General features: G+C 64.6%; 14 protein-coding genes. 2 read left to right on the forward strand and 12 right to left on the reverse strand.

The genetic code is table 11. The features are described from left to right. Nucleotides 1-148: 148 nt before the first annotated feature. Nucleotides 149-2,092, forward strand: a complete 1,944-nt coding sequence (locus QME24_RS04100) for a methyl-accepting chemotaxis protein (RefSeq protein ID WP_235768158.1) — start codon at nucleotides 149-151, stop codon at nucleotides 2,090-2,092. Nucleotides 2,093-2,215: 123 nt separating this feature from the next. Here QME24_RS04100 and QME24_RS04105 read toward each other — a convergent pair whose 3' ends face one another. The 7 genes from QME24_RS04105 to pip form a co-directional block, all read right to left on the reverse strand. Next, nucleotides 2,216-2,950, reverse strand: a complete 735-nt coding sequence (locus tag QME24_RS04105; protein WP_054905304.1) for an amino acid ABC transporter ATP-binding protein — start codon at nucleotides 2,948-2,950, stop codon at nucleotides 2,216-2,218. Then, nucleotides 2,943-3,905: an amino acid ABC transporter permease gene (locus QME24_RS04110; protein ID WP_280091710.1), complete on the reverse strand. Its 963-nt coding sequence runs from the start codon at nucleotides 3,903-3,905 to the stop codon at nucleotides 2,943-2,945. Before QME24_RS04110 ends, QME24_RS04105 begins: the two co-directional genes overlap by 8 nt. Nucleotides 3,906-4,093: 188 nt before the next feature. Further along, the gene (locus QME24_RS04115; RefSeq protein ID WP_033690660.1) at nucleotides 4,094-4,891 is read right to left on the reverse strand and encodes a transporter substrate-binding domain-containing protein; all 798 of its coding nucleotides are present in this window, start codon (nucleotides 4,889-4,891) and stop codon (nucleotides 4,094-4,096) included. Nucleotides 4,892-5,126: 235 nt separating this feature from the next. After that, the gene (gene mdoH / locus QME24_RS04120; RefSeq protein WP_054905299.1) at nucleotides 5,127-7,700 is read right to left on the reverse strand and encodes a glucans biosynthesis glucosyltransferase MdoH; all 2,574 of its coding nucleotides are present in this window, start codon (nucleotides 7,698-7,700) and stop codon (nucleotides 5,127-5,129) included. After that, the gene (locus QME24_RS04125; RefSeq protein WP_202981962.1) at nucleotides 7,693-9,423 is read right to left on the reverse strand and encodes a glucan biosynthesis protein G; all 1,731 of its coding nucleotides are present in this window, start codon (nucleotides 9,421-9,423) and stop codon (nucleotides 7,693-7,695) included. The genes mdoH and QME24_RS04125 overlap by 8 nt, the downstream gene beginning before the upstream one ends. 263 nt (nucleotides 9,424-9,686) lie before the next feature. Then, complete coding sequence (gene dtd / locus QME24_RS04130) at nucleotides 9,687-10,124, reverse strand: D-aminoacyl-tRNA deacylase (RefSeq protein ID WP_009684267.1); 438 nt, start codon at nucleotides 10,122-10,124, stop codon at nucleotides 9,687-9,689. Beyond that, nucleotides 10,121-11,092, reverse strand: coding sequence for a prolyl aminopeptidase (pip, locus tag QME24_RS04135; protein ID WP_029885408.1), 972 nt, complete (start codon nucleotides 11,090-11,092; stop codon nucleotides 10,121-10,123). Before pip ends, dtd begins: the two co-directional genes overlap by 4 nt. Nucleotides 11,093-11,240: 148 nt before the next feature. On the opposite strand from pip, the gene QME24_RS04140 reads away from it, so the two are divergent. Next, on the forward strand, nucleotides 11,241-16,694 hold the full coding sequence (locus QME24_RS04140) for a DUF6543 domain-containing protein (RefSeq protein WP_280091806.1): 5,454 nt from the start codon (nucleotides 11,241-11,243) through the stop codon (nucleotides 16,692-16,694). A gap of 41 nt (nucleotides 16,695-16,735) precedes the next feature. Here QME24_RS04140 and hutG read toward each other — a convergent pair whose 3' ends face one another. The 5 genes from hutG to hutU form a co-directional block, all read right to left on the reverse strand. Then, a complete protein-coding gene (gene hutG / locus QME24_RS04145) occupies nucleotides 16,736-17,539 on the reverse strand; it encodes an N-formylglutamate deformylase (RefSeq protein WP_280091805.1) in 804 nt (267 codons plus the stop codon). 10 nt (nucleotides 17,540-17,549) lie between these two features. Beyond that, on the reverse strand, nucleotides 17,550-18,755 hold the full coding sequence (hutI, locus tag QME24_RS04150; RefSeq protein ID WP_280091804.1) for an imidazolonepropionase: 1,206 nt from the start codon (nucleotides 18,753-18,755) through the stop codon (nucleotides 17,550-17,552). A gap of 15 nt (nucleotides 18,756-18,770) precedes the next feature. Next, complete coding sequence (locus QME24_RS04155; RefSeq protein ID WP_054905302.1) at nucleotides 18,771-20,174, reverse strand: amino acid permease; 1,404 nt, start codon at nucleotides 20,172-20,174, stop codon at nucleotides 18,771-18,773. Between the two features lie 135 nt (nucleotides 20,175-20,309). Then, a complete protein-coding gene (gene hutH, locus QME24_RS04160; protein ID WP_029885413.1) occupies nucleotides 20,310-21,842 on the reverse strand; it encodes a histidine ammonia-lyase in 1,533 nt (510 codons plus the stop codon). Between the two features lie 105 nt (nucleotides 21,843-21,947). Then, nucleotides 21,948-23,621 (reverse strand): urocanate hydratase, encoded by a 1,674-nt coding sequence (gene hutU / locus QME24_RS04165; protein ID WP_054905303.1) that lies wholly within the window; start codon nucleotides 23,619-23,621, stop codon nucleotides 21,948-21,950. Between the last annotated feature and the right edge of the window lie 373 nt (nucleotides 23,622-23,994).

A 23,994-nucleotide genomic window follows, 5' to 3' on the forward strand; every position in this document is an offset into this window, starting at 1 on the left:
CAGGCACAAGCGACACATTTCCTACTAGCCGCAGCGAAATTTCCTACCTGATTATCAGGTCAAGTCCTACAGCTCCGCTGCCGATGGGCAAAGGTGTCATGCCGGCAATACGCCTGCATGCCCTCCCCCTTTCGCACGGAGACTCACCATGCTCGGCTACCTCAACCGCAAGCTCGGCAACATCAGCGTGGCTGCCAAGCTGGCCCTCGGCTTCGCTGTGGTCCTGCTGCTTACCCTGGCCACCACCATCAGCGGCTGGCGTGCGTTGGACGACGCCATCGTCCGCTCGCAACAGCTCAGCGAAATCGGCCGGATCAACGACCTGACCAAAGACCTGCGCGCAGAGCGCATCACCTTCCGCGTGCTCAACGACGACGCCAGCAAGGCCACTATCGGCAACATCCTCGACCAGCTCAACAGCATGCTCAACACCCTGCAGCAGCGCAGCAACGTCGATGAGTCGCGCCAGATGCTGACCGATAAGCTGACCCTGCTGCAGCGCCTGCGCGATGACTTCACCGAGTTGCAGCGCACCGTCGCCAACCGGGTGGCCTTGCGCCAGGCAATGCAGGAGCAGGAGCAGAAGCTCAACGATGCCATCGACGAGCTGCAGACCCAGGCGTTGCTGAACATGCCGGCCCACAGCCAGCAAAATGGTGCCCTGGCGCAAATGGACACCCTCAGCCGGCAAGTGGACGGTGCCAACCAGCAAAGCCTGGTACCCGCCTACACGTTCGCCCCGGTCGAGGACTTTGCCAAAGTCGGCGACAGCGCCCTGGACGCAGCCCAGGCCAGCCTCGAGCAACTGCTCAAAGGCCTGGCGCCGCTTGGCCTGCCACGCGCTGTCAGCGAGCAGCCCGGTGTCGAGCTGGCCAAGTACCGCGCCAGCCTGGACCAATACCGGCGCGCCGCCGTGCGGGTCGAGCAATTGCAGAACAACATGGAGCGAATGGGCAACGAGTTGCGCGCGCTCAGCCTGGAACTGGGTAAACGCAAGGTCGAGCAACGTGACCGCGAAGCCTTGGCCGCCCGCTCGCTGCTGACCAGCGTTGCGTTGCTGGCACTGGTAGCGGGGGCCCTGGCTGCCTGGCTGATCACCCTGCAGATCACCCAGCCCTTGCGCCAGACCCTGGCGGTGGCGGCGCGCATCGCCAAGGGCGACCTGAGCCAGGTCGACACCGTGCAGCGCCGTGACGAAATGGGCCAGTTGCAGACCAGCATGCGGGAGATGACCTTGAGCCTGCGCGAACTGATCGGGGGCATCGACCAGGGCGTCGGCCAGCTGTCGCAGGCGGCCTCGCAGCTGGCGACCAGCAGCGAAGACACCAAGCTGCGCATCAACCAGCAGCGCGAGGAAACCGACCAGGTTGCCACCGCCATGAACCAGATGAGCGCCACGGTTCAGGAAGTGGCGCAAAACGCCGAGCAGGCCTCGCAGGCCGCCACCAGCGCCGACCAGCAGGCCCAGGTAGGCGACCAGGTGGTGGCCGAAGCCATCGGCCGCATCGAGCAACTGGCCGGGCAGATGGACCATTGCCTGGCGGCCATGCATCACCTGGCGGGCGAAAGCCAGCGGATTGGCAGCATTCTCGATGTCATCAAGTCGGTCTCCGAGCAGACCAACCTGCTGGCCCTGAACGCTGCCATCGAAGCGGCACGGGCCGGTGAAGCCGGGCGCGGTTTTGCCGTGGTGGCCGATGAGGTACGCGGCCTGGCCCAGCGCACCTCCACGGCAACCGAAGAGATCGGCCAGTTGATCGACAGCCTGCACAGCGGCACCGACGAGGTCACCCGCTTGCTGGACAACAGCAAGCAGCTGACCGAACAAAGTGTGGAGCTGAGCCGCAGGGCCGGCGATGCCTTGGGCCAGATCACCAACACGGTGTCGAACATCCAGGGCATGAACCAGCAGATCGCCACGGCCAGCGAAGAACAGAGCGTGGTGGCCGAGCAGATCAACCGGAGCGTGCTGAATGTGCGGGATGTGTCGGACCAGACCAGTGCGGCCAGTGAGCAGACAGCGATGTCGAGCGGCGAGCTGGAACAGCTGGGGCAGCAGCTGCGGGGGATGGTCGGGCGGTTCAATATCTGAGGGTCGCGACGCGGACATCGCAGTGGATGGCACCGGCATTGCCGGTGTTCGCGGCTAAAGCCGCTCCTACACCGACCACGTTGCGTGTAGGAGCGGCTTTAGCGGCGAAGAGGCCGGTGCAGGTTAAAGCACCTGGCGCAGGAAGGCCTGCGCGCGCGGGTCTTTCGGCGCGGCAAAGAACGTGGCCGGGGCCGAGTCTTCCAGCAATTTGCCGTGATCGAAGAACAGCACCCGGTCGGCCACTTCGCGGGCAAAGCCCATTTCGTGGGTGACGCAGACCATGGTCATGCCTTCCTGGGCCAGGGTTTTCATCACGTCCAGCACCTCGCCGACCATTTCAGGGTCCAACGCAGAAGTCGGTTCATCGAACAGCATGACCTTGGGCTCCATGCACAAGGCGCGGGCAATCGCTACACGCTGCTGCTGACCGCCGGAAAGCCGTGACGGGTATTCGTTGGCCTTCTGTGCAATGCCCACCTTCTCCAGCAACGCCCGGGCCTTGGCCTCGCGGTCCGCCTTGTTGCGCTTGCGCACCACCTTCTGCGCCAGGCACAGGTTTTCCAGCACGGTCATGTGCGGGAACAGGTTGAAATGCTGGAACACCATGCCGACTTCACGGCGGTAGGCGTTGATGTCGGTCTTCGGGTCAGCCAGTTGCAGGCCGTCGATGGCGACATAACCCTGGTCGAAGTGCTCCAGCCCGTTAAGGCAACGCAGGAAGGTGGACTTGCCCGAGCCCGACGGGCCCAGTACCACCACCACTTCGCCCTTGGCCACCTGGGTGGTGACGTTATCCACAGCCCGGACCACCTGGCCGCGGGTGTCGAATATTTTCAGCAGGTCACGGACTTCAATCACTTTGCGCAAGCCTCCGCTCGAGCCGGCTGGCAATGTGCGACAGCGGCAGGTTGATCAGCAGGTACAGGCCTGCCACGCAGAACCAGATCTCGAAGGTGGAGAACGAGGTGGTAATGGCCTCGCGGCCGCTCTTGGTCAGTTCGGTAATGGCGATCACCGACACCAGCGAGGTGTCCTTGACCAGGCTGATGAACTGGCCGGCCAAGGGCGGCAGTACGCGCTTGAAAGCCTGGGGCAGGATCACGTGGCGCATCGACTGGCCGGCATTCAGGCCCAGCGAGCGTGCAGCTTCGTTCTGGCCTTTGGCAATCGACTGCACCCCGGCCCGCACGATTTCTGCCACGTAGGCGCCCGTGAACAACGCCAGTGCAGCCACCCCGGCAAATTCGCGGGACAGGTTGAGCACGGTACCGATGAAGAAGTAGAAGATGAAGATCTGCACCAGCAACGGGGTGCCACGCACCAGTTCGACGTACACCGTCGACAGGTCGCGCAGGGTCGGGTTGGTCGACAACCGGCACAGGCCGGCGAACAGGCCGATCACCAGGCCCAAGGCGCCGGACACGACCGAGATCCATAGCGTGGTCCACAGGCCCCAGGCCAGCGGCCCGGCGGCCCAGTGGCGGGTCACACCGATCTGGTCGCCCTCGGCAACATCATCGCCGCGGCTCAGTTGCAGGCTGTCCGCGTCCACAACCAGCACCTGCTCGGCGCCGCTTTCGTCCTTCAGCGTCACGCGGGCGTTATCGCCGGAAATGACGATTTCCTGCACGGTGCCATAATCGGCTGCACGCTGGGTTTCCTCGGCCTTGTACGCGAAGTACTGCGGAACGCGGTTCCAGCGCCACTCGTAGGAAATCATCGAGGTGGCCAGGTACAGGCTGAACGCCAGGCCCACCAGGACCAGCGCGGTCAGCCCGTGCCAGGGCCACTGGGCTTTCTTGTGTTTGATCACGTGGGTACTCCAGAAAGCGTCAAGCCGCAAGCTGCAAGCTGCAAGCTGCAAGCTGCAAGCTGCAAGCACAAGCAGATCGGTGCACGGTCCGCTTGCGCTTGAAGCTTGAAGCTTGAAGCTTGAAGCTTGAAGCTTGTGGCTTGTGGCTTGTGGCTTGTGGCTTGCGGCTTGCGGCTTGAAGCCAGCTTTTATTCCATTTCCTTCAGCCAGTCCTTGTTCTTGAACCACTTGTCGTGAATACGATCGTAGGTCCCGTCGTGCTTGATCTGGTGCAGGAAATTGTTGATGAAGTTGATGCTGTCGTAGTCGCCTTTCTTCAGGCCGAAGGCCAGCGGCTCGTAGGTGAAGGGCTCTTCGAGGAACAGCAGCTTGCCGGCACCGGCCTTGTCCACCGCCACCACGTTATAGGGCGCGTCGTAGACAAAGGCGTCAGCCTTGCCGTTGACCACATCCATCACGGCTTCCTGCTCGTTGTCGTAGCCATGGTACTTGGCTTTGCCGATCAGCTTCTTGGAAACCATTTCGCCGGTGGTGCCAAGCTTGGAGGTGAGGCGGTACTTCTCGTTGTTCAGGTCCTTGTACGACTTGATCTCGCCTGCCAGCTCCTTGCGGATCAGCAGGGTCTGGCCAACCACGATGAAGGGTTCGCTGAAGTTCAGGCGCAGGTTGCGTTCCTGGGTAAGGGTCATGCCGCTGCCGATCATGTCGAACTTGCCGGTCAACAGCGCCGGGATGATGCCGTCGTAAGCGGTGGACACCGCCTCGAACTTGACGCCCATCGACTTGGCCATGGCTTTGAGGATATCGACCTCGAAGCCGATGATCTCGCCACGCTTGTTGGTCATCTGGAACGGCATGTAGGTCGGGTCCATGCCCACCCGCAAGGTGCCGCGCTTGACCGCATCATCGATGGCGCCGGCCTGCGCCGCTGTCACGGCGACCAGGGCGGTGACACCGACCAGCAGTCGCGAAAGGTATTTCTTGATCATCACCAAGTCCCCTAGCAAGAAAAGTAGCGAATCTTATTGTGTTGGCACGGCCGTACCGGCCGATGCTTCGTATCGGAGAGGGATGCTAACGCATGCCGGCCCGGGGACCTAGCACTGGGGGGGACTTTGTTGGCCAAAATCAGGGTTGGGCCCTTGAAGCATCGCGGGCACGCCCGCTCCCTCAGGGAAATGCGGATCCCTGTGGGAGCGGGCGTGCCCGCGAAAAGGCCGGTCAGGCGCCGGCGAGTGCCGGCTGGCCTTCATTCTCCGGATGCAACGGCAGCAGCGGCGAATGCGGGTCGTTCTTGATCGAGGCACGCCACACATCGATCCACGCCGCATTGTGCCCGGCCCATACCTGCTCGTGCAGGCGGCTCAAGGCGACCGGGTCGCTGAGCAACGCCAGGCGGGTATTGAGGTCCAGCCCTTTCGGCCCGACCTCGATGGCCTTGGCCACGCGCTCGGCACGCAGCGCCTCGATCGGCGCCGCCTGGCCGTGGCGGGCCGTGGCCATGGCGCAGGCCAGGGCGTTCTGCCGCGGGTCGACCACAGCACGGACGAAACCGTCATGCAGGGCATGCCAGCGGTTTTCGTGGGTGTACTGGTCGGTTGCCAGCAACTCCTGCGGCGTCGCGTACTCCTCGGGGATCAGGAACAGCTTCTCGTCCTTGGCCGCCAGCCCCAGGCGGGTGCGGCTGGAAATGACCGATACCGGAATCGACAGCATCAGCGAACCGACGATCGGCGCCAGCCACCACAGGAAGCTTGGGTTCAGCCATGCCACCAGCCCGGCCCAGGCAATGCCCAGCAGCGTCTGCGGGCCATGCCGGCGTAGCGCTTCGCTCCACGGTGTGGAGTCGTCGTCGCGCTGCGGCGAGTTCCAGGTCGCCGCCCAACCGAGGAACGCGGCCAGGACGAAGCGGGTATGGAAGATCATGCGCACAGGCGCCAGCAGCATGGAGAACAGCATCTCCATCAGCATCGACAAGGTGACCTTGATTCGCCCGCCGAACTCGACGGCGCCCTTGGCCCAGATCAGGATGACGCTGAGCAGCTTGGGCAGGAACAGCAGCACGATGGTGGTGGAGAACAGCGCCACGGCCTTTTCCGGGTGCCACTGTGGCCACAGCGGGTACAGCTGGTACGGCTCGATGAAGTACTGCGGCTCCATCAGCGTGTTGGTCGCCAGCAGCGCGGTCGACAGCACCAGGAACAGGAACCACAACGGTGCCGACAGGTACGACATGACCCCTGTGAGGAACACCGCACGGTGCACCGGGTGCATGCCCTTGACCAGGAACAGGCGGAAGTTCATCAGGTTGCCGTGGCACCACCGACGGTCACGCTTGAGCTCGTCAAGCAGGTTCGGCGGTAGCTCTTCGTAGCTGCCCGGCAAGTCGTAGGCGATCCACACGCCCCAGCCGGCACGGCGCATCAACGCCGCTTCGACGAAGTCGTGGGACAGGATGGCGCCGGCGAAGGCGCCCTTGCCCGGCAACGGCGCCAAGGCGCAGTGCTCGATGAACGGCTTCATGCGGATGATCGCGTTGTGGCCCCAGTAGTGCGACTCGCCCAGTTGCCAGAAATGCAGCCCGGCAGTGAACAGCGGGCCATACACGCGGGTGGCGAACTGCTGCATGCGCGCATACAGGGTGTCCATGCCCGAGGCTTTCGGCCCGGTCTGGATGATACCGGCGTCCGGGTTGGCCTCCATCAGGCGCACCAGGCTGCTCAGGCATTCGCCACTCATGACACTGTCGGCGTCGAGCACGACCATGTACTTGTACTCGCCACCCCAGCGACGGCAGAAGTCGTCGAGGTTGCCGCTCTTGCGCTTCACGCGCCGCCGGCGGCGGCGGTAGAAGATCCGGCCAAAGCCTTTGGTTTCACGGCACACGTCCAGCCAGGCCTGCTGTTCGGCCACGGCGATGTCGGTGTCGTTGGTGTCGCTGAGCACGAAGAAGTCGAAACGGTCGAGGTTGCCACTGGCGGCCACCGATTCGAACGTCGCCCGCAGGCCGGCAAATACCCGCGGCACGTCCTCGTTGCAGATCGGCATCACCAGCGCGGTACGCGCCTCGGGCGCAATCGGCTCGTTGCCGGCGCTGCTGCCGGAGATCTTGTACTTGTCGCGCCCGGTGAGCAGCTCCAGGAAGCCCATCAGCGCGGTCCAGAAGCCCGCCGAAACCCAGCAGAACAGGATGCCGAAGAGGATCAGGATGGAAGTCTGCAAGGCATAGGGCCATACCTGCACCACCGTATCCCACAACGGCTGGTTAAGCACTTCGTCGAGGTCGACGAACGACCAGCCCTGGTACGGCAGGATGCTCTTCATGTACCAGCCGGCAACGATGGTCTGACCGATCATCAGGGCCAGCAGGATATAACGGCGGATCGACCCGACCGTGCGCCAGCGCGCTGCCGGCAGCTCGCGCTTGGGCGGCTGCGGCGCATTGGGGCGGCCGGTCATGCGGCGCCACATGCGGACCAACAGGTTGGTGCGCCACGGCTCCGGCACGACCTTGGTACGCTTGATAGGCGGGGCAATCTTCAGGCACAGGCGGCCGCTGCCGTCGACGCCGAGCATTTCGGCCTCTTCCAGCTCCGCGGCGCTGCCTACGGTAAGGCGCGGGCCCACCGAGGCCTGCACGGCCTCGGCAGGGCTGGCGGCCGGGTTGGCCGCCAGGCGTTGGTGCAGCTCACTGAACGAGGTGCAGCTGGCCAGTTCTGCCCGCTGCTCGTCGCCAAGTGGTAGGTGGGCCAGGTACTCGCCAAGCGATTCCGGCCTTGCGCTTGAGTTACTCATCGGCAGGCAACTGATAGCTCCAGGTCTCGGTCAGCACCTTCTCGGTGGTGGCCGGGGCCCCGTTGGTGGGCGCCGCGTCGGCGGCAGGTTGTTCGGCCTTGGCGGCCTTGTCCGCTTTGTCGGCCTTGGCAGGCTTGGCGGCGGCCTTGTCCTGCTTGGCGTCCTGGGCAGGCTTGGCCGGTTCGGCTGGCACATCACGCACCAGCGCGGCACGCATTTCAGTCGACTTGTTGGCCTCTTTGACCTTCAGCCGCAGGGTCAGGCGCCAGCCCTTGGTCTCTGGGTTATAGCGCAGGTTGTTCTCGACCACATCGGCGTTGTCGCCCACGCTGACCTGGCTGCGCAGCGGAGTGTCCTCAGGCAAGGCAGCCAGCGCCGGGCCGGCGAAGTCGACCACGAAGGCCACGCTGCCGTCTGGCTGGCGGATCAGGTTGGACTGCTTGACGTCACCCGTGGAGCGCAGGGTCTGCTTGACCCAGCCCAGGTCAGGGGCCTGGAACTTGGGTTCGTCGATGGTGAAGTGCAGACGGTAGTCGTACTCGAACGGCTTGCCGGGTTCAGGCAGCTTTTCCGGGCTCCAGAACGCCACGATATTGTCGTTGGTCTCGTCGGCAGTCGGGATTTCGACCAGATCGACGGTGCCCTTGCCCCAGTCACCCTTCGGCTCGATCCAGGCGCTTGGGCGCTTCTGGTAGTTGTCGTCGAGGTCTTCGTAGTCGCTGAATGCACGCTGACGCTGCATCAGGCCGAAACCGCGTGGGCTTTCCACGCTGAAGTTGCTTACCGACAGGTGTTTCGGGTTGTTCAGCGGGCGCCAGATCCACTCGCCGTTACCAGCGTGGATGGACAGGCCTTCGGAGTCATGCAGGGCCGGCCGGTAGTTGAGCACTTTGGACGGCTGGTTAGGGCCGAACAGGTACATGCTGGTCAGCGGGGCAATGCCCAGGCGGCTGACCTGATCACGCAGGAACACGCGGGACTGCACGTCGACCACGGTGTCGGTGCCTGGGCGCAGGATCAATTTATAGGCGCCGGTGGAACGCGGCGAGTCCAGCAGGGCGTAGATCACCAGGTGCTTGTCAGCCGGCTTGGGCTTCTCGACCCAGAATTCGGTGAAGCGCGGGAACTCCTCGCCCGACGGCAGCGCGGTGTCGATGGCCAGGCCACGGGCCGACAGGCCGTATACATGGCCCTTGCCGACTACGCGGAAGTAGCTGGCACCCAGCAGGGTCATGATTTCGTCCTGCTTGTCTGCCTTGTTGATCGGGTACAGCACACGGAAACCGGCGTACCCCAGGTTCTTGGTGGTATCCGGGTCGTGTGGCACGTCACCGAACTCGAAACGGCTCGGGTCGTACTTGATTTCCTCGACCTTGGTCGCGGTGACTTCGTTGATTTTCACCGGTGTGTCGAAGTGCATGCCCTGGTGGTAGAAGGACAGCTTGAACGGGGTCTTGTCCTTGGCCCACTCGGCCTTTTCCTGCAGGAAGTGGATCTTCTGGTAGTCCGCGAACTTCATGTCGCGGAACACTGCCGGCAGGTTGCTTTTCGGTGCCTCGTACTTCTGGCCGGCCAGATCCTTTGCCTTGGCTGCAACATCGTCAAGATTGAATGCCCACAGCTGGCCCGCGCTCATCAGGCCAACCAGGGCCATGCTGGCCATCAGGGCCTTGCGCAACCGGATGCCGGGGATTCTTGATGCTTTTTGGGGACTAACAATCACGAGCAACCCTCGCCGAAAACAGATCATGAAACCAACGGCCAGCGACAAATGCCGGGTTGGCGAGCACTGTTCGGACCCCGAGAGGGCGTAATGATTCCCCAAACGGTTCCAGACAATGCTCGAGTCAGAGTGAAACGAACCTGCGAACGCAGGTCCATGCAGCGCGCGATTATCCAGCAGGTCGCGTGACAACGCATCAGGCTGGAACAACTATTTATCGTACAAAACCCCTTGTTTTCCTGTGAACAAGGGGTTTATTGACCTCAAATTTGTAACATAAATGTCACGGGGCCATCATTTACCAGGTGCACCTGCATATCTGCGCCAAATCGGCCGCTGGCCACAGGGGCGTATTGGCTGTTGGCCTGCTGCAAAAGATAGTCGAACAATTCGGCCCCGAGCGCCGGCGGCGCAGCCGTCGAGAAGCTCGGGCGCAGGCCGTTGCGGGTGTCTGCCGCCAAGGTGAACTGCGACACCAGCAGCAAGCCGCCGCCAACATCCTTGAGCGACTTGTTCATCTTGCCCTGCTCGTCGCTGAACACCCGGTAGTTCAACAGCTTGTGCAAAAGCTTATCGGCGTGCTCGCGGGAATCTTCAGGCTCTACGGCAACCAGCACCAGCAACCCCTGGTCGATGGCACCCACCACCTCGCCCGCGACTTCTACCCGCGCCCCACGCACCCGTTGCAGCAGGCCCCTCATGCTTCTTCCAGCGGCAGGTCGAGCAAGCGGCGTGCCATTTGGTCGGCGGCACGGACCAGTGCATCGGTAATGCCAGGCTCGGAGGCCGCATGGCCAGCGTCACGGATCACCTTCAGCTCGCTGTTCGGCCAGGCCTGGTGCAGGGCCCAGGCGTTGTCCAGCGGGCAGATCACGTCGTAGCGGCCGTGCACGATCACTGCCGGCAAATGGGCGATTTTCGGCAGGTCGCGGATCAGCTGGTCCGGCTCGAGGAACGCGTTGTTCATGAAGAAGTGACATTCGATACGGGCAATCGACAGGGCCCGCTGCGGCTCGGAGAAGCGGTCGACCACCAGCGGATTGGGGCGCAGGGTGGCGGTGCGACCTTCCCAGGTGGACCAGGCCTTGGCCGCGTGCATCTGGGCGATCTGGTCATTGCCGGTAAGGCGCTTGTGGAAGGCCGCCACCAGGTCTCCACGCTCCTGCGCGGGGATCGGCGCAATGTAGTCCTGCCAGTAGTCGGGGAACAGGCGACTGGCGCCCTCCTGGTAGAACCACTGGATTTCCTGGGGCCGGCACAGGAATATGCCGCGCAGGATCAGGCCATGCACCCGCTCGGGGTGGGTCTGGGCGTACGCCAGGGCCAGGGTGGAGCCCCACGAGCCACCGAACAGCACCCATTTATCGATACCCAGGTGCTCGCGGATACGCTCCATGTCCTCGACCAGGTGCCAGGTGGTGTTGTTCTCCAGGCTGGCATGGGGCGTGGAGCGGCCACAGCCGCGCTGGTCGAAGGTGATGATGCGATACAGGTTTGGGTCAAAATAGCAGCGGCTCTGGGCGTCGCAACCAGCGCCAGGGCCACCGTGGATGAACACCACGGGCAAACCTTCCGGCGAGCCGCTTTCGTCGACATACAACACATGCGGCGCTTCCACGGCCAGATCGTGCCGGGCGTAGGGTTTGATCTGCGGGTAGAGGGTCTGCATCGCGCACTCCGTGTGAGGATATATTCGGCCGTTGGCCATCATAAACCTGAATTGCGCTTAGAGCATGTACCTAAGCGAGATCATCTTATGTGCAGGGCGCAGGCGAGCCTCCCTAGCATCGGGGAACACCCTCGAAGTGAGACTCCCCATGATCGACTCCACCAAACCTGCAGCCTGCGAGCCCGACTTCTACCACCAGTTGGTCAGCAGCAAGCTACCCGCCTGGGTGGTCGACGCCCGGCCAGAGCAGCGCCGCCAGCTGCGCCAGGCGGCCAGCCAGCGCGACCCCAGGCTGGAACGCGCATGCCTGGCACACCCAACGGTGGCCAAGGCCCTGGTGCAAACCTATGGCCAACATGTGCAAGCCGAGGCCAACCTGAGTGCCCTCCTGGCAACCCTGCCGGACCTGCAGCGCTATGCCACCGAGCTGCTATCCACCGCGGTCAGCCAGCGCTTGGGCACCACACTCGATGTCGAGCGTACCTACCTGATGAACCTGAACAGGGCGGCCGCCCTTACCGAGGCGCTCTCCAGCCCTGGCGGCGATCCTTTCGTCACCTCGTCCCGCGCGCTCAAGCTGGCCACCCAACCCCTGCTGCACAGTGCCTTGCAGAACTTCGAGGCCTTCGAGGCCCAGCCCGACGGCTTGCGCGCCGGCGGCCACGCCTCGGCCATTCTCGATAGCAACGACGTTGGCCTGGCCTCCCAGGCGGTGCCACTGCCCATCGTCGCGGAAGCGTTCGCGGCCCTGGCACGCGAGCTGGATATCGGCGGCAAGTATCAACGGCTGCTCGACGCGCTCGACCCACCGGCCGAGCAGCCCAACGCGCCGGCCATTGCCGGCGTGTTCAAGGCTGCCGAGCGCTCCACATTCGAGTTGCAGGTTCACCACGCCTGCCTGCTGGGCCGGATCGACACGGCCCTCCATGCAACCTTGCTCAAGCTCGCCACTGAGCCAAAGGTTGAACACGATGGCCGCCCGGTCCTGTGTGCGGGCATCGAGTTGCTGCATGTTCCGCTGACCGGGGCCATGGCGATTGGCCTCGACGCACGCCGGCCGGTGGGCGCCGGCCGATTCCCACCAGGGCCGGTGTACCCGTATGCGGGCTGGGTGGTGCTTTACCTGCCGGGCATGCCCGAGCCGCTGACCCGGCACGCCAGCAGGGCCGATGCCGAAGCGTTCCTGCGTGAACAGCTGCCAGCCTTCCGCCGCCCGGAATGCCAGCGCCTGCTACCCGATCGGCACAAGCGCCCCTTCCTGGAGCGCATCGCCAACGCGCAGGTGCGTCTGCACGTGCAGCCCTTCACCCGCCCGTACCCGGACGAGCTGGCCTGCCAACGGCAGAAGCGGCTGAGGGATGACGGGCTGTTCCATGCGGTGCCGACAGCCATGCAAAACGGCAAGACTGCGCAACGCCACCTTGACTACTTCAAGGCCCTGGCCTTCGTCAGCCTGAACGTTGCCGCCCTGTTCATCCCCCCGCTTGGCGCCGCGATGCTTGGGGTAACGGCCCTGCAGCTGGCCAATGAAACGTTCGAGGGCATCGACAGCTGGCTTGACGGTGATCGCCAGCAGGCAGTCGACTACTTGATGGACGTGATCGACAACGTCGCCATCATGGCCGCGCTCGCGGCAGCCGGCGGGGGGCAGGCTACGCCGGTGGTCGAGCGGATCCCTGTGGAGACGCCCTCCTTCATCGAAGAACTGCAGCCGATCGACCTGGCCGACGGCGAGCGACGCCTGTGGCACGCGGACCTGGCGCCCTTCGCCCACGACCGGGTATTGCCGGGTGGGCTGGAGCCAGACGAATCCGGCCTGCTGCACTATGGCGGCAAAACCTGGCTGCCCGTGGAAAACCGGGTTTACTCGGTGACCCGCGCTGCGACGGGTTACCGCCTTGAACACCCGACCCGCCCGGCAGGTTACCAGCCCAAAGCGCTGCACAATGGTGCAGGGGCGTGGTTGCTGGAGTCCGAGCAGCCGCAAAGCTGGGACGGCGCACGCCTGCTGCGACGCCTGGGGCACCTGAGCGGGTCTTTCGATGAAGCGACCTTGCAGCGGATCCTGCACGTCTGCGATATCCACGAAGACACGCTGCGCCACTGCCTGACCCACAACCGGCGGCTGCCCGCACTGCTGGAAGACACCCTGCAGCGGTTCAAGCTGGATGCCCACATCCGCCAGCTGCCAGACCAAAGCGCCTGGCCTGCAGCGTTCACCACGGCGTACGCGCGCATCGCTAGCCCCCTGCCGGCCAACGGCGAGGTGATCCGCCGGGTCTACCCCAGCCTGCCAGCGCCGATCATCGATGAGCTGGTGCGCGACGCAAGTGCCATTGACCTGCAAGCCCTTGGTGCCGGGAAGGTGCCCCTGCACCTGGCCGAGGAAATTCGCGCCTACCAACAACACGTGCGCCTTGCCCGCGCTTATGAGGGCCTGTACCTGGCCGGCGCGCAAAGCTGGGACAGCGACCGGCTGATCATGCAAACCCTGCCCCACCTGCCGGGCTGGCCCGCAGACACGCGGCTGCGCCTGTTGCAGCGCAGTCACTGGCCCGACCAGGACCATGCCATCGGCGCGCAGGGCAGCAGCCCCTGGGCGACCATCACCCACTCGCCGGCCGGCTACATCGTTCACGCGCAGGGCGAGCCCGGGGCGGTGGTGCGTCGCTACCCGCAGCTCTTCAGCGCGCTGCATGCGGCCTTGCCCGACGCCATGCAAGACCTGGGCGTCACCAGCGGCGAGGCCCTTCAGCACCTGCTGCAACAGAGCCCGCTATTACCCCGCCCGGCCTTGCGCGATGCGTTGGGCATGCAACCGCCCCGGCCCGGCTATCGCTCGCCGATGCGCCTTGCCGATGGCCGCGTTGGCTACCGTTTGAGCAGCGGTGATGACCAAAGCCAGGGCAGCATGCGCCAGCACCTGCTGAGCACGCTGAGGGCCACCGGCATTCCGGAACGCACCGGCAGGCCGGCCGAGCAGGTGCTGATGTCGCTTGCCGCCAACGGCCGCACCCGGCTGCAGATCCTCGAATACCTGACCACGCTGATGGAGCAACGCAACGCCTTGCAACGCAGCCTGGACGACTGGAGCGAAGCCATTTCACCGGCCTCCGACCAGGCGGCCCGCACCTATGACACCCTGCGTGAAGCGATCATGCAGCACTGGTACGACACCGCCCTGGAGGATGATGCCGCGCTCGGTGCCGAGCTGCGCGTGCAAGGCGTACCGCTGACCGACATCCCGCTGACCCTGCCCGATTTCTTCTACCGCGGCGTGCGCAGCCTGCACCTGCTCGACCTGCCAAGCGGCACCCTGGCAGGTTGGGGCCAGAGCGAGCGGCTGATGCAACGCTTGCTGCGGCTGATGCCCGGGCTGGAAGCACTGGAAATCAGCAGACCGTATAACCCCAGGGCAACCCCCTCGCTACTGCTGCCCAGCGTGCCGACCATTGCCTCGACCCTGCCGAACCTGCGCAGGCTGGCCATGACCAACCAGAACCTGGCGTTCAGCAACAGCCACCTTGGCGAGCTGGCAGGCCATGCACGGCTTGCCCATCTGGACCTCAGTGGCAACCGGCTGCAGCAAGGCATCGACAGGGCCAGCTTCCACTGGTTTACCCTGGATTACCTGGGCTTGAACCGGATGCAACTGAGCCAATGGCCCACCGGTATCGACAGCGAAACCCTGAGCCGTATCGGGCACCTGTCGTTACAGGACAACAACCTGACGTCACTGCCCGCGTTCCTGCTGGGGGAAACGCCGCTGCAACGCGCGCCGGTGATTTCGCTGCAAGGCAACCCAATCAATGAAACGCACCTGCAACGCCTGCTGCTGAACGAACGCCCGGAAACCGCCCAGGTCACCGTGGATCAGCCCCCGGCGCTGAACCAACGGCTGGAACGCCTCCGCAGCGAGCGGCAACTCATGCGCGATGCGATCGATGGCTGGGTCCATGCCTCGAGTTCGAGCAACCCGTTGACCCAGGCGGCCCTGACCGACCGGCAGCGTATGGCAGCAGCGATAAACGCATTCTGGGAGCGCCAGGAGCAGGGCCAGCGATACCTTCGCCTGCAACTGGAGGACGTTGCCATCGAACACTTCCCGCGCCGCCTCCCGGCGTTCTTCGGCGAGCGTGTGCATGCAATGACCCTGACCCGCCTCAGTGGCACCTCAGCACAACTCAGCGAATTGCTTGCCCGCTTTCCGAATATCACCCGCCTGACCATCGATGCTCACCAAGGTGCTACGCCTGCACTGGCATCGGCCTTGCCACGCCTGCCGCGCCTGACCTACCTGGAGTTTCGCAACATGGGCCTGGAGGTCGACCAGGCCATGCTGGAAATCTTTGCCGAGCTTGAGCACCTGACCTCGCTCGACCTGTCTGGCAACCGGGTCGGCAACATCACCCAGGTGCCTGCGCGGTTGTCCGCCAACCTGACGTCCCTCGAACTGACCAACATGAACCTGCACGCGTGGCCAGACTGGTGCGACGCGCTGCTACCCCTGGAGTTGCTGGACCTCAGCTCGAACAACATCACCCAACTGCCCGAGCACATCCTCTCCAACCTGAACAACGCCATGCCGATTTCGTCGATTTCGTTGTTCGACAACCCCTTGCCCGACGCCACCATCCTGCGCGTGCGGGCCTACTCGGATAGCCAGCGCAGTTACTCGTTCGCCCTGGACATTCCAGACAACCTGATGCTGGTCAACTCGTCCAGTGAAGGCTCGCTCGACCATCCGCACTTCCCGTTGCAGGGCGACGACACCCCCAGGCTCGAAGACTGGCTGCTGGGTGACGAGGCTCAGAACGAAGCCTTGCGCAGCTGCTGGCAACAGCTGGAGGGCAGCGACCTGTTGCGGCTAGCAGGCCGTTTGCACAACGCCGCGCCGTTCGTCGACCCTACCACCCGGGGCGACTTCTGTGCGCGGGTGCGCCTGATGCTGGTGGCAGCCGCAGCCAACCAGGATGAACGGCCGATCATGGAAAGCATTGCCGCAGCGGCGCTGCCCGACCCAGAGACGGGATCGCAGACATGCCACGACGGCGCACTTCAGGAGTTCAACAACATCGAACTGTACCTCATGGCCAACCGCCTGCTGATCGACGCTGGCGATACCCTGCACAGCCTGCACCAGCGCCTGTTACGGCTGTTCCGCGTGGACCGGCTGGAAAAGCTTGCCGCCACGCGCACCGGTTCGGGCGACCTGGTCTCGGTGCGCCTGGCCTACCGTCGCGAGCTGGCCAGGGAGCTGGACCTGCCGATCGCCGACAGCATGCGTTTTCGCGGGGCCGCAAACCTCGCCCGTGGCGAGCTGTCGCGGGTACTGGAAAGCGTGCGCCAGAGCGAACACAGTGAAGTGTTCATCGATTACCTGCTGGCCAATAGCGGCTGGGCCCAGCGCCTGCGCGGCGAATATGCGCCGCGCTTCGCGCAGATAGAGGCCCGTTACCGCCAGCGGGTACTGGAGCTGTCCGGCAGCGGGCACCCGCTGCACGAGGAAGTCGCTCTGCAGCAGGGCCTTTGGGAGGACAAGCAGCAGGAAGAGCTGGCGCTGCTGCGCGAACTCACCCTCACCTTCGTGGGCAACAGCTGAGCAAGCCCACGCGGCGGCGGCGCGCAACTGGGCGCCGCCCATTACTTGCCGTAATGCGCCCGGCCCCACGCCAATGCGGCCTGGAGCAACGCCGTCAACACCTCGCGTGTCGGCTGGGCGCGGTCTTCGCGGTAGGTAAACGGCTCCTGCTCTTCCATGTAGGTGCTTTGCGCCAGCTCCAGCTGTACGGCATGGATGTCATGCGCCGGGTCGCCGTAATGCCGGGTGATGTGGCCGCCTTTGAAGCGCCCGTTAAGCACATGGCTGTAACCCTGGGCTTGGCTGCACACCTGGACCAGCCGCTCGGCCAGGCCCGGGTCGCAACTGGCACCATTGAACGTGCCCAGGTTGAAGTCCGGCAGCCTGCCATCGAACAGGTGCGGGATCAGCGAACGAATCGAGTGGGCATCCCACAGCAGCGCGTAGCCGTGGGTTTCCCGCAGGCGCGCCAGCTCGTTGCGGATCGTTTGGTGATAAGGCTGCCAGATCGTCGCCAAGCAGGCCTTGCGCGCTTCGGCAGTGGGCTCCAGCCCCTGCTTGAACAAAGGCTCGCCATCGAACAGCGTGGCCGGATACAAGCCGGTTGTAGCACCGGCATATAACGGTTTGTCGTCAGCCGGGCGGTTCAGGTCGATGACGAACCGCGAATATTGCGCGGCGACCACGCTGGCCCCCAGTTCCTGGGCAAAGTCGTAAAGACGTGGTATGTGCCAATCCGTGTCGGGCAGGCTGCGCGCTTGGTCGACCAGGCCCTGGTCCACGGCCGGGGTGAGCTTGAGGCCGGCGTGGGGCATGCTGATCAGCAACGGCAAATGCCCTTGGTGGAAACTCAATACCTTGTCCATCTAGCCTCCCTCAATTGGTAATTTCATGGCCACTGCGCACCACGCGCTTGGGCAGGTCGCCGCCGAGCCAGTACGCCAGGTCGGCGGGGCGCTCGACCTGCCAGGCGACGAAGTCGGCCACCTTGCCAACTTCCAGCGAGCCGTGGCTGTCACCCAGGCCCAGCGCGGTGGCGGCATGCACCGTGACGCCGGCCAGGGCTTCTTCCGGCGTCATACGGAAGCACGTGCAGCCCATGTTCAGCATCAACCGCAGCGACAACCCGGGCGAGGTACCCGGGTTGAGGTCGCTGGCAAGGGCGATCTTCACCCCATGGCGGCGCAAGGCGTCCATCGGCGGCAGTTGGGTTTCGCGCAAAAAATAGAAAGCGCCCGGCAGCAGCACCGCGACCGTGCCCGCCTTGGCCATGGCCATGGCGTCTTCTTCAGTCATGAATTCCAGGTGGTCGGCCGATAGCGCCTGGTAACGCGCAGCCAGGCTGGAGCCGTGTAGCGAAGACAATTGTTCGGCGTGCAGCTTGACCGGCACCCCCAACGCCCGCGCCTTGATGAACACCCGCTCGACCTGGGCCGGGGTGAACGCCAGGTGCTCGCAGAAGGCGTCCACTGCGTCCACCAGGCCTTCGCCGACCAGGCATGGCAGCAGTTCGTCGCAGATGTGCGTGATGTAGTCGTCCGCCCGGCCGGCGTATTCCGGTGGCAAGGCGTGGGCAGCCAGGCAGGTGGCCCGTACCGTCAGTGGCAGGGCATCCGCCAGCCGCCTGGCCACGCGCAGCATCTTGCGTTCGTTGGCCAGGTCCAGGCCGTAGCCGGACTTGACCTCAAGGGTTGTCACGCCGTCGCGCATCAAGGCTTGAACCCGCTGGCGCGCACTGGCGAACAGTTCATCCTCGCTGGCCGCGCGGGTGGCCCGCACGGTGCTGGCAATGCCCCCGCCCTGGGCGGCGATTTCGGCATAGCTGACGCCTTGCAGGCGCTGTTCGAACTCGCCACTGCGGTTGCCACCGAATACCGCGTGGGTATGACAGTCGATCAGCCCGGGGGTGACCCAGGCGCCGCCCAGGTCCACCGTGCGCTCGGCCTCGACCGGGCCCAGCCCGGCCCGCGGGCCGATCCATTCGATCAGCCCGGCGTGGGTGACGATGGCCGCATCTTCGATCAGCGAATAACGGCCTTCGGCCATGGTTGCCGCATGGCAGTGCTGCCAGAGGGTTCTCATGCACAATCTCCTGTACTAGCGGTGTAGCTCGGCCGGCTCTGCAACTGGCTGGCCCTGCCCTGCCCGCGGCTTGCACCACAGCAGGTAGGACGCCACCAGGAACACCACCCAGACCACCCCGACGACCAACGCCGCCTGGGTGTCCGGGAAGTAACCGAGCACGCCAAAGATGAACACCATGAAGGCAATGGCCATGGCCGGGCCATAGGGCCAGAACGGTACCGGGAACTTCAGCTGGGCGACCTCTTCACGGCGCAGGCTGCGGCGCATGGCCACCTGGGTAACCAGGATCATCAACCACACCCAGACGGTGGCGAAGGTGGCGATCGAGGCGATCAGCAGGAACACGTTCTCGGGGATAAGGTAGTTGAGCAGCACGCCGACCAGCAGTGCCGCCCCCATCACGACCACGGTCATCCACGGCACGCCGTGCCTGGACAACTTGCTGAAGCCGCGCGGCGCATGGCCTTGCTGGGCCAGGCCATACATCATGCGGCCGGCACCGAAGATGTCGCTGTTGATGGCCGAGATCGCCGCCGAGATCACCACCACGTTCAGCACCGCGGCCGCCGAACCGATACCCAGGTTGCTGAAGATCTGCACGAACGGGCTGCCCTGGCTACCGACCTGCGGCCAAGGGTACAGGCACATCAGCACGAACAAGGTGAGCACATAGAACAGCAGGATGCGCAGCGGCACCGCGTTGATCGCCTTGGGGATCACGCGCTGTGGGTCTTTGGCCTCACCGGCCGTGACACCGATGATCTCGATGCCGCCAAAGGCGAACATCACCACGGCGAACGAGGCGATCAGGCCACCGACGCCATTGGGCATGAAGCCGCCATGGTCGAACAGGTTGCTCACGCCAACGGCCTGCCCGCTGCCCACCTGGCTGAAGCCGAAGGCCATGATGCCCAGGCCGGCCAGGATCATCGCCACGATGGCGCCGACCTTGAGCAACGACAGCCAGAACTCCATTTCGCCAAAGACCTTGACGTTGCACAGGTTCAGGCCGCCAATCAGGAACACGATGCCCAGCACCCAGATCCAGCGGGCGACCTCGGGGAACCAGAACCCCATGTAGATGCCGAAGGCGGTCACGTCGGCGATGGCGACGATGACCATCTCGAAGGCGTAGGTCCAGCCGAGGATGAAGCCGGCCATGGGGCCGAGGTAGGTGGTGGCGTAGTGGCCGAACGAGCCGGCCACCGGGTTGTGCACGGCCATTTCGCCGAGGGCGCGCATGACCATGAACACGGCGGCGCCGCCGATCAGGTAGGCCAGCAACACGGCCGGGCCGGCCATCTGGATGGCCGAGGCAGAGCCATAGAACAGCCCGGTGCCGATGGCCGAGCCGAGGGCCATGAAACGGATGTGGCGGGCGCTTAGCCCACGCTTTAGACCTTGAGCTTGTTGCATGTCACGTCCTTGAATTGTTTTTGTGGTCGTGAGGTCGAGAGGGGGCTGCCTTGCAGCCAGATCGCCGGCAAGCCAGCCCCCTCACTGGGGGAGCCGGCTTGCCGGCGAGTGGGCCGCGTGGCGGCCCCAGGGGCATTAAAGGCTTGGCAGCACACCGGCCGGCAGCAAACCGGTCAGGCTCCCCTTGGCCAGCAGTTCCACGGCCTTTTCGATGTCTGGCGCAAAGAAACGGTCACGGTCATAGTGCGGCACTTCGCTGCGCAGCGCCTGGCGCGCCTGCTCCAGCTTGGTGGAGGTCTTCAGGCCCTTGCGCAGGTCGAGGCCCTGGCAGGCACCCAGCCATTCGATGGCCAGGACGCCTCGGGTATTCTCGGCCATTTCCCACAGGCGCTTGCCGGCAGCCGGGGCCATCGAAACGTGGTCTTCCTGGTTCGCCGAGGTGGGCAGGCTGTCGACGCTGTGCGGGTGGGACAGGGCCTTGTTCTCGCTGGCCAGCGCAGCAGCGGTCACCTGGGCAATCATGAAGCCGGAGTTGACCCCGCCATTTTCCACCAGGAACGGCGGCAGCTGGGACATGTGCTTGTCCATCATCAGCGAAATGCGGCGCTCGCTGAGCGAGCCGATTTCGGCGATGGCCAGGGCAATGTTGTCGGCGGCCATGGCCACCGGCTCGGCGTGGAAGTTGCCGCCGGAAATCACGTCCCCTTCGGCAGCGAACACCAGCGGGTTGTCGGATACGGCGTTGGCTTCGACCGCCAGCACTTCGGCGGCCTGGCGCAACTGGGTCAGGCACGCACCCATGACCTGCGGCTGGCAGCGCAACGAATACGGGTCCTGCACCTTGTCGCAGTTCTTGTGCGACAGCGACACTTCGCTGGCGTCGCCCAACAGGTCGCGGAAGCACGCCGCGGTGTCGATCTGGCCACGCTGGCCCCGCACTTCGTGGATACGCGCATCGAATGGCGAACGCGAACCCAGCGCGGCTTCGACGCTCAGGCCACCGCAGGCAATGGCGGCGGCGTACAGGTCTTCACCCTGGAACAGGCCGCGCAGCGCATAGGCGGTGGACGCCTGCGTGCCGTTGAGCAGGGCCAGGCCCTCCTTGGCGGCCAGGGTCAATGGCTCGAGGCCGGCCACCGCCAAAGCTTCGGTCGCTGACAGCCACTGGCCCTTGTAGCGTGCCTTGCCTTCGCCCAGCAGCACCAGCGACATATGCGCCAAGGGGGCGAGGTCACCGGAAGCCCCCACCGACCCTTTCAGCGGTATGTGCGGGTAGACTTCGGCATTGACCAAGGCGATCAGCGCGTCGATGACCTTGCGGCGAATGCCGGAGAACCCGCGGCTGAGGCTGTTGATCTTCAGCACCATGATCAGCCGCACCAGGTCGTCATCCAGCGGCGCACCGACACCGGCAGCGTGGGACAGCACCAGCGAGCGTTGCAGGTTTTCCAGGTCGTGGCTGGCGATACGGGTCGACGCCAGCAGGCCAAAACCGGTGTTGATACCGTAGGCGGTGCGGTCTTCGGCAATGATCTGCTCAACGCAGGCCACACTGGCGTCAATGGCGGGCGCGGCGCTGGCATCCAACTGCAAGCGCACGGGCGCGGCGTGAATGGCGCGCAGCTGGGCCAGGGTCAGGGTGCCTGGCTTGAGGGTGAATTCGGTCACGTTGCTACTCCAGTCGCTTGGAGCCACAGGCCCGTCTGTGGTGCCTGTGCGCTCCTTCTTGTTGTTCAGTATCACCCCTGGCGGGGTGCGAGCCAAAGCCGGGGGTCAGCCCGTAATCATCGGCAGGTCCAGGCCCTGCTCCCTGGCGCAGTCGATGGCGATGTCGTAGCCGGCATCGGCGTGGCGCATGACACCGGTCCCCGGGTCGTTGGTCAGCACGCGGGCGATACGCTCGGCGGCTTCATCGGTACCGTCGCAGACGATGACCATGCCCGAGTGCTGCGAGAAGCCCATGCCCACGCCGCCACCGTGGTGCAGCGAGACCCAGGTGGCGCCGCCCGCGGTATTGAGCAAGGCGTTGAGCAGCGGCCAGTCGGAGACAGCGTCCGAGCCGTCGCGCATGGCTTCGGTTTCGCGGTTGGGGCTGGCCACCGACCCGGAGTCCAGGTGGTCGCGGCCAATCACTACCGGCGCCGACAGCTCGCCGCTGCGGACCATTTCGTTGAACGCCAGGCCCAGCTTGGCACGCAGGCCCAGGCCAACCCAGCAGATACGCGCCGGCAAGCCCTGGAAGCTGATGCGCTCGCGGGCCATGTCCAGCCAGCGGTGCAGGTGGGCGTCGTCGGGGATCAGTTCCTTGACCTTGGCGTCGGTCTTGTAGATGTCGTCGGCCTCACCGGACAGCGCCGCCCAGCGGAACGGGCCAACGCCGCGGCAGAACAACGGGCGGATGTAAGCGGGTACGAAACCTGGGAAGTCGAAGGCGTTCGCTACGCCTTCTTCCTTGGCCATCTGGCGGATGTTGTTGCCGTAGTCGAACGTCGGGATGCCCTGCTTTTGGAAGTCGAGCATGGCCTGCACGTGCACGGCCATCGACTGCTTGGCGGCCTTGACCACTGCCGCAGGTTCGGTCTGCGCGCGGTCGCGGTACTGTTCCCAGGTCCAGCCGGCGGGCAGGTAACCGTTGAGTGGGTCGTGGGCGCTGGTCTGGTCGGTGACCATGTCCGGGCGCACGCCGCGCTTGACCAATTCGGGCAGGATTTCGGCGGCGTTGCCGTGCAGGGCGATGGAGATTGCCTGGCCTTCGGCGGTGTACCTGGCGATGCGTGCCAGGGCGTCGTCGAGGTCGGTGGCCTGCTCGTCGACGTAGCGGGTTTGCAGACGGAAGTCGATGCGGCTCTGCTGGCATTCGATGTTCAGCGAGCAAGCCCCGGCCAGGGTCGCCGCCAGTGGCTGGGCACCGCCCATGCCGCCCAGGCCGGCGGTGAGTACCCACTTGCCCTTCAGGTTGCCGCCATAGTGCTGGCGACCGGCTTCGACGAAGGTTTCATAGGTGCCCTGGACGATGCCCTGGCTGCCGATGTAGATCCAGCTGCCGGCGGTCATCTGGCCATACATGGCCAGGCCTTTGGCATCCAGCTCGTTGAAGTGCTCCCAGCTGGCCCAGTGCGGCACCAGGTTGGAGTTGGCGATCAATACACGCGGGGCGTTGCTGTGGGTCTTGAACACCCCGACCGGCTTGCCCGACTGCACCAGCAGGGTTTCGTCGTCTTCCAGGCGGGTCAGGGTTTCGACGATCTTGTCGTAGCACGCCCAGTTGCGCGCGGCGCGGCCGATGCCCCCATAAACCACCAGCTCCTTCGGGTTCTCCGCGACCTGCGGGTCGAGGTTGTTCATCAGCATGCGCAGTGGCGCTTCGGTCAGCCAGCTTTTGGCGGTGAGCTTGTTGCCACGTGGGGCACGGATTTCAACGTCACGGTATTTATTGTTGTCGGTCACGGGAAGGGTCCTCTGCGGTCGAGCGCGGGCGGGTATGTCGTGGACAATATACAAACACACCTTTACTTGTATGTACAAGCATGGACAACCAAAATAATCGGAACGGTCCGTTGAATGGATCGGATAACAAAGGGGCCGCTGCGCGACCCAATCGCCGGCAAGCCAGCTTCCACAGGTATGCCACAAGTCTCGAAGGCTGAGTTTTACCTGTGGGAGATTCTATGGTTCCTGGCAGGGGTAGCCGGAGCATCTTCAGCGCCTGTGAGATCGAGCGCCGCCCGCGCGGCGCATCGCGAGCTGCGCTCGCTCCTACGTTTGTTTCGGGCCAGTAACGCCTGTGACAGGCGCGCGCGGCCGCCTTGTTTGTACGGCG

The organism is Pseudomonas sp. PARCl1 (genome assembly GCF_947311875.1).
Lineage (GTDB): Bacteria > Pseudomonadota > Gammaproteobacteria > Pseudomonadales > Pseudomonadaceae > Aquipseudomonas > Aquipseudomonas juntendi.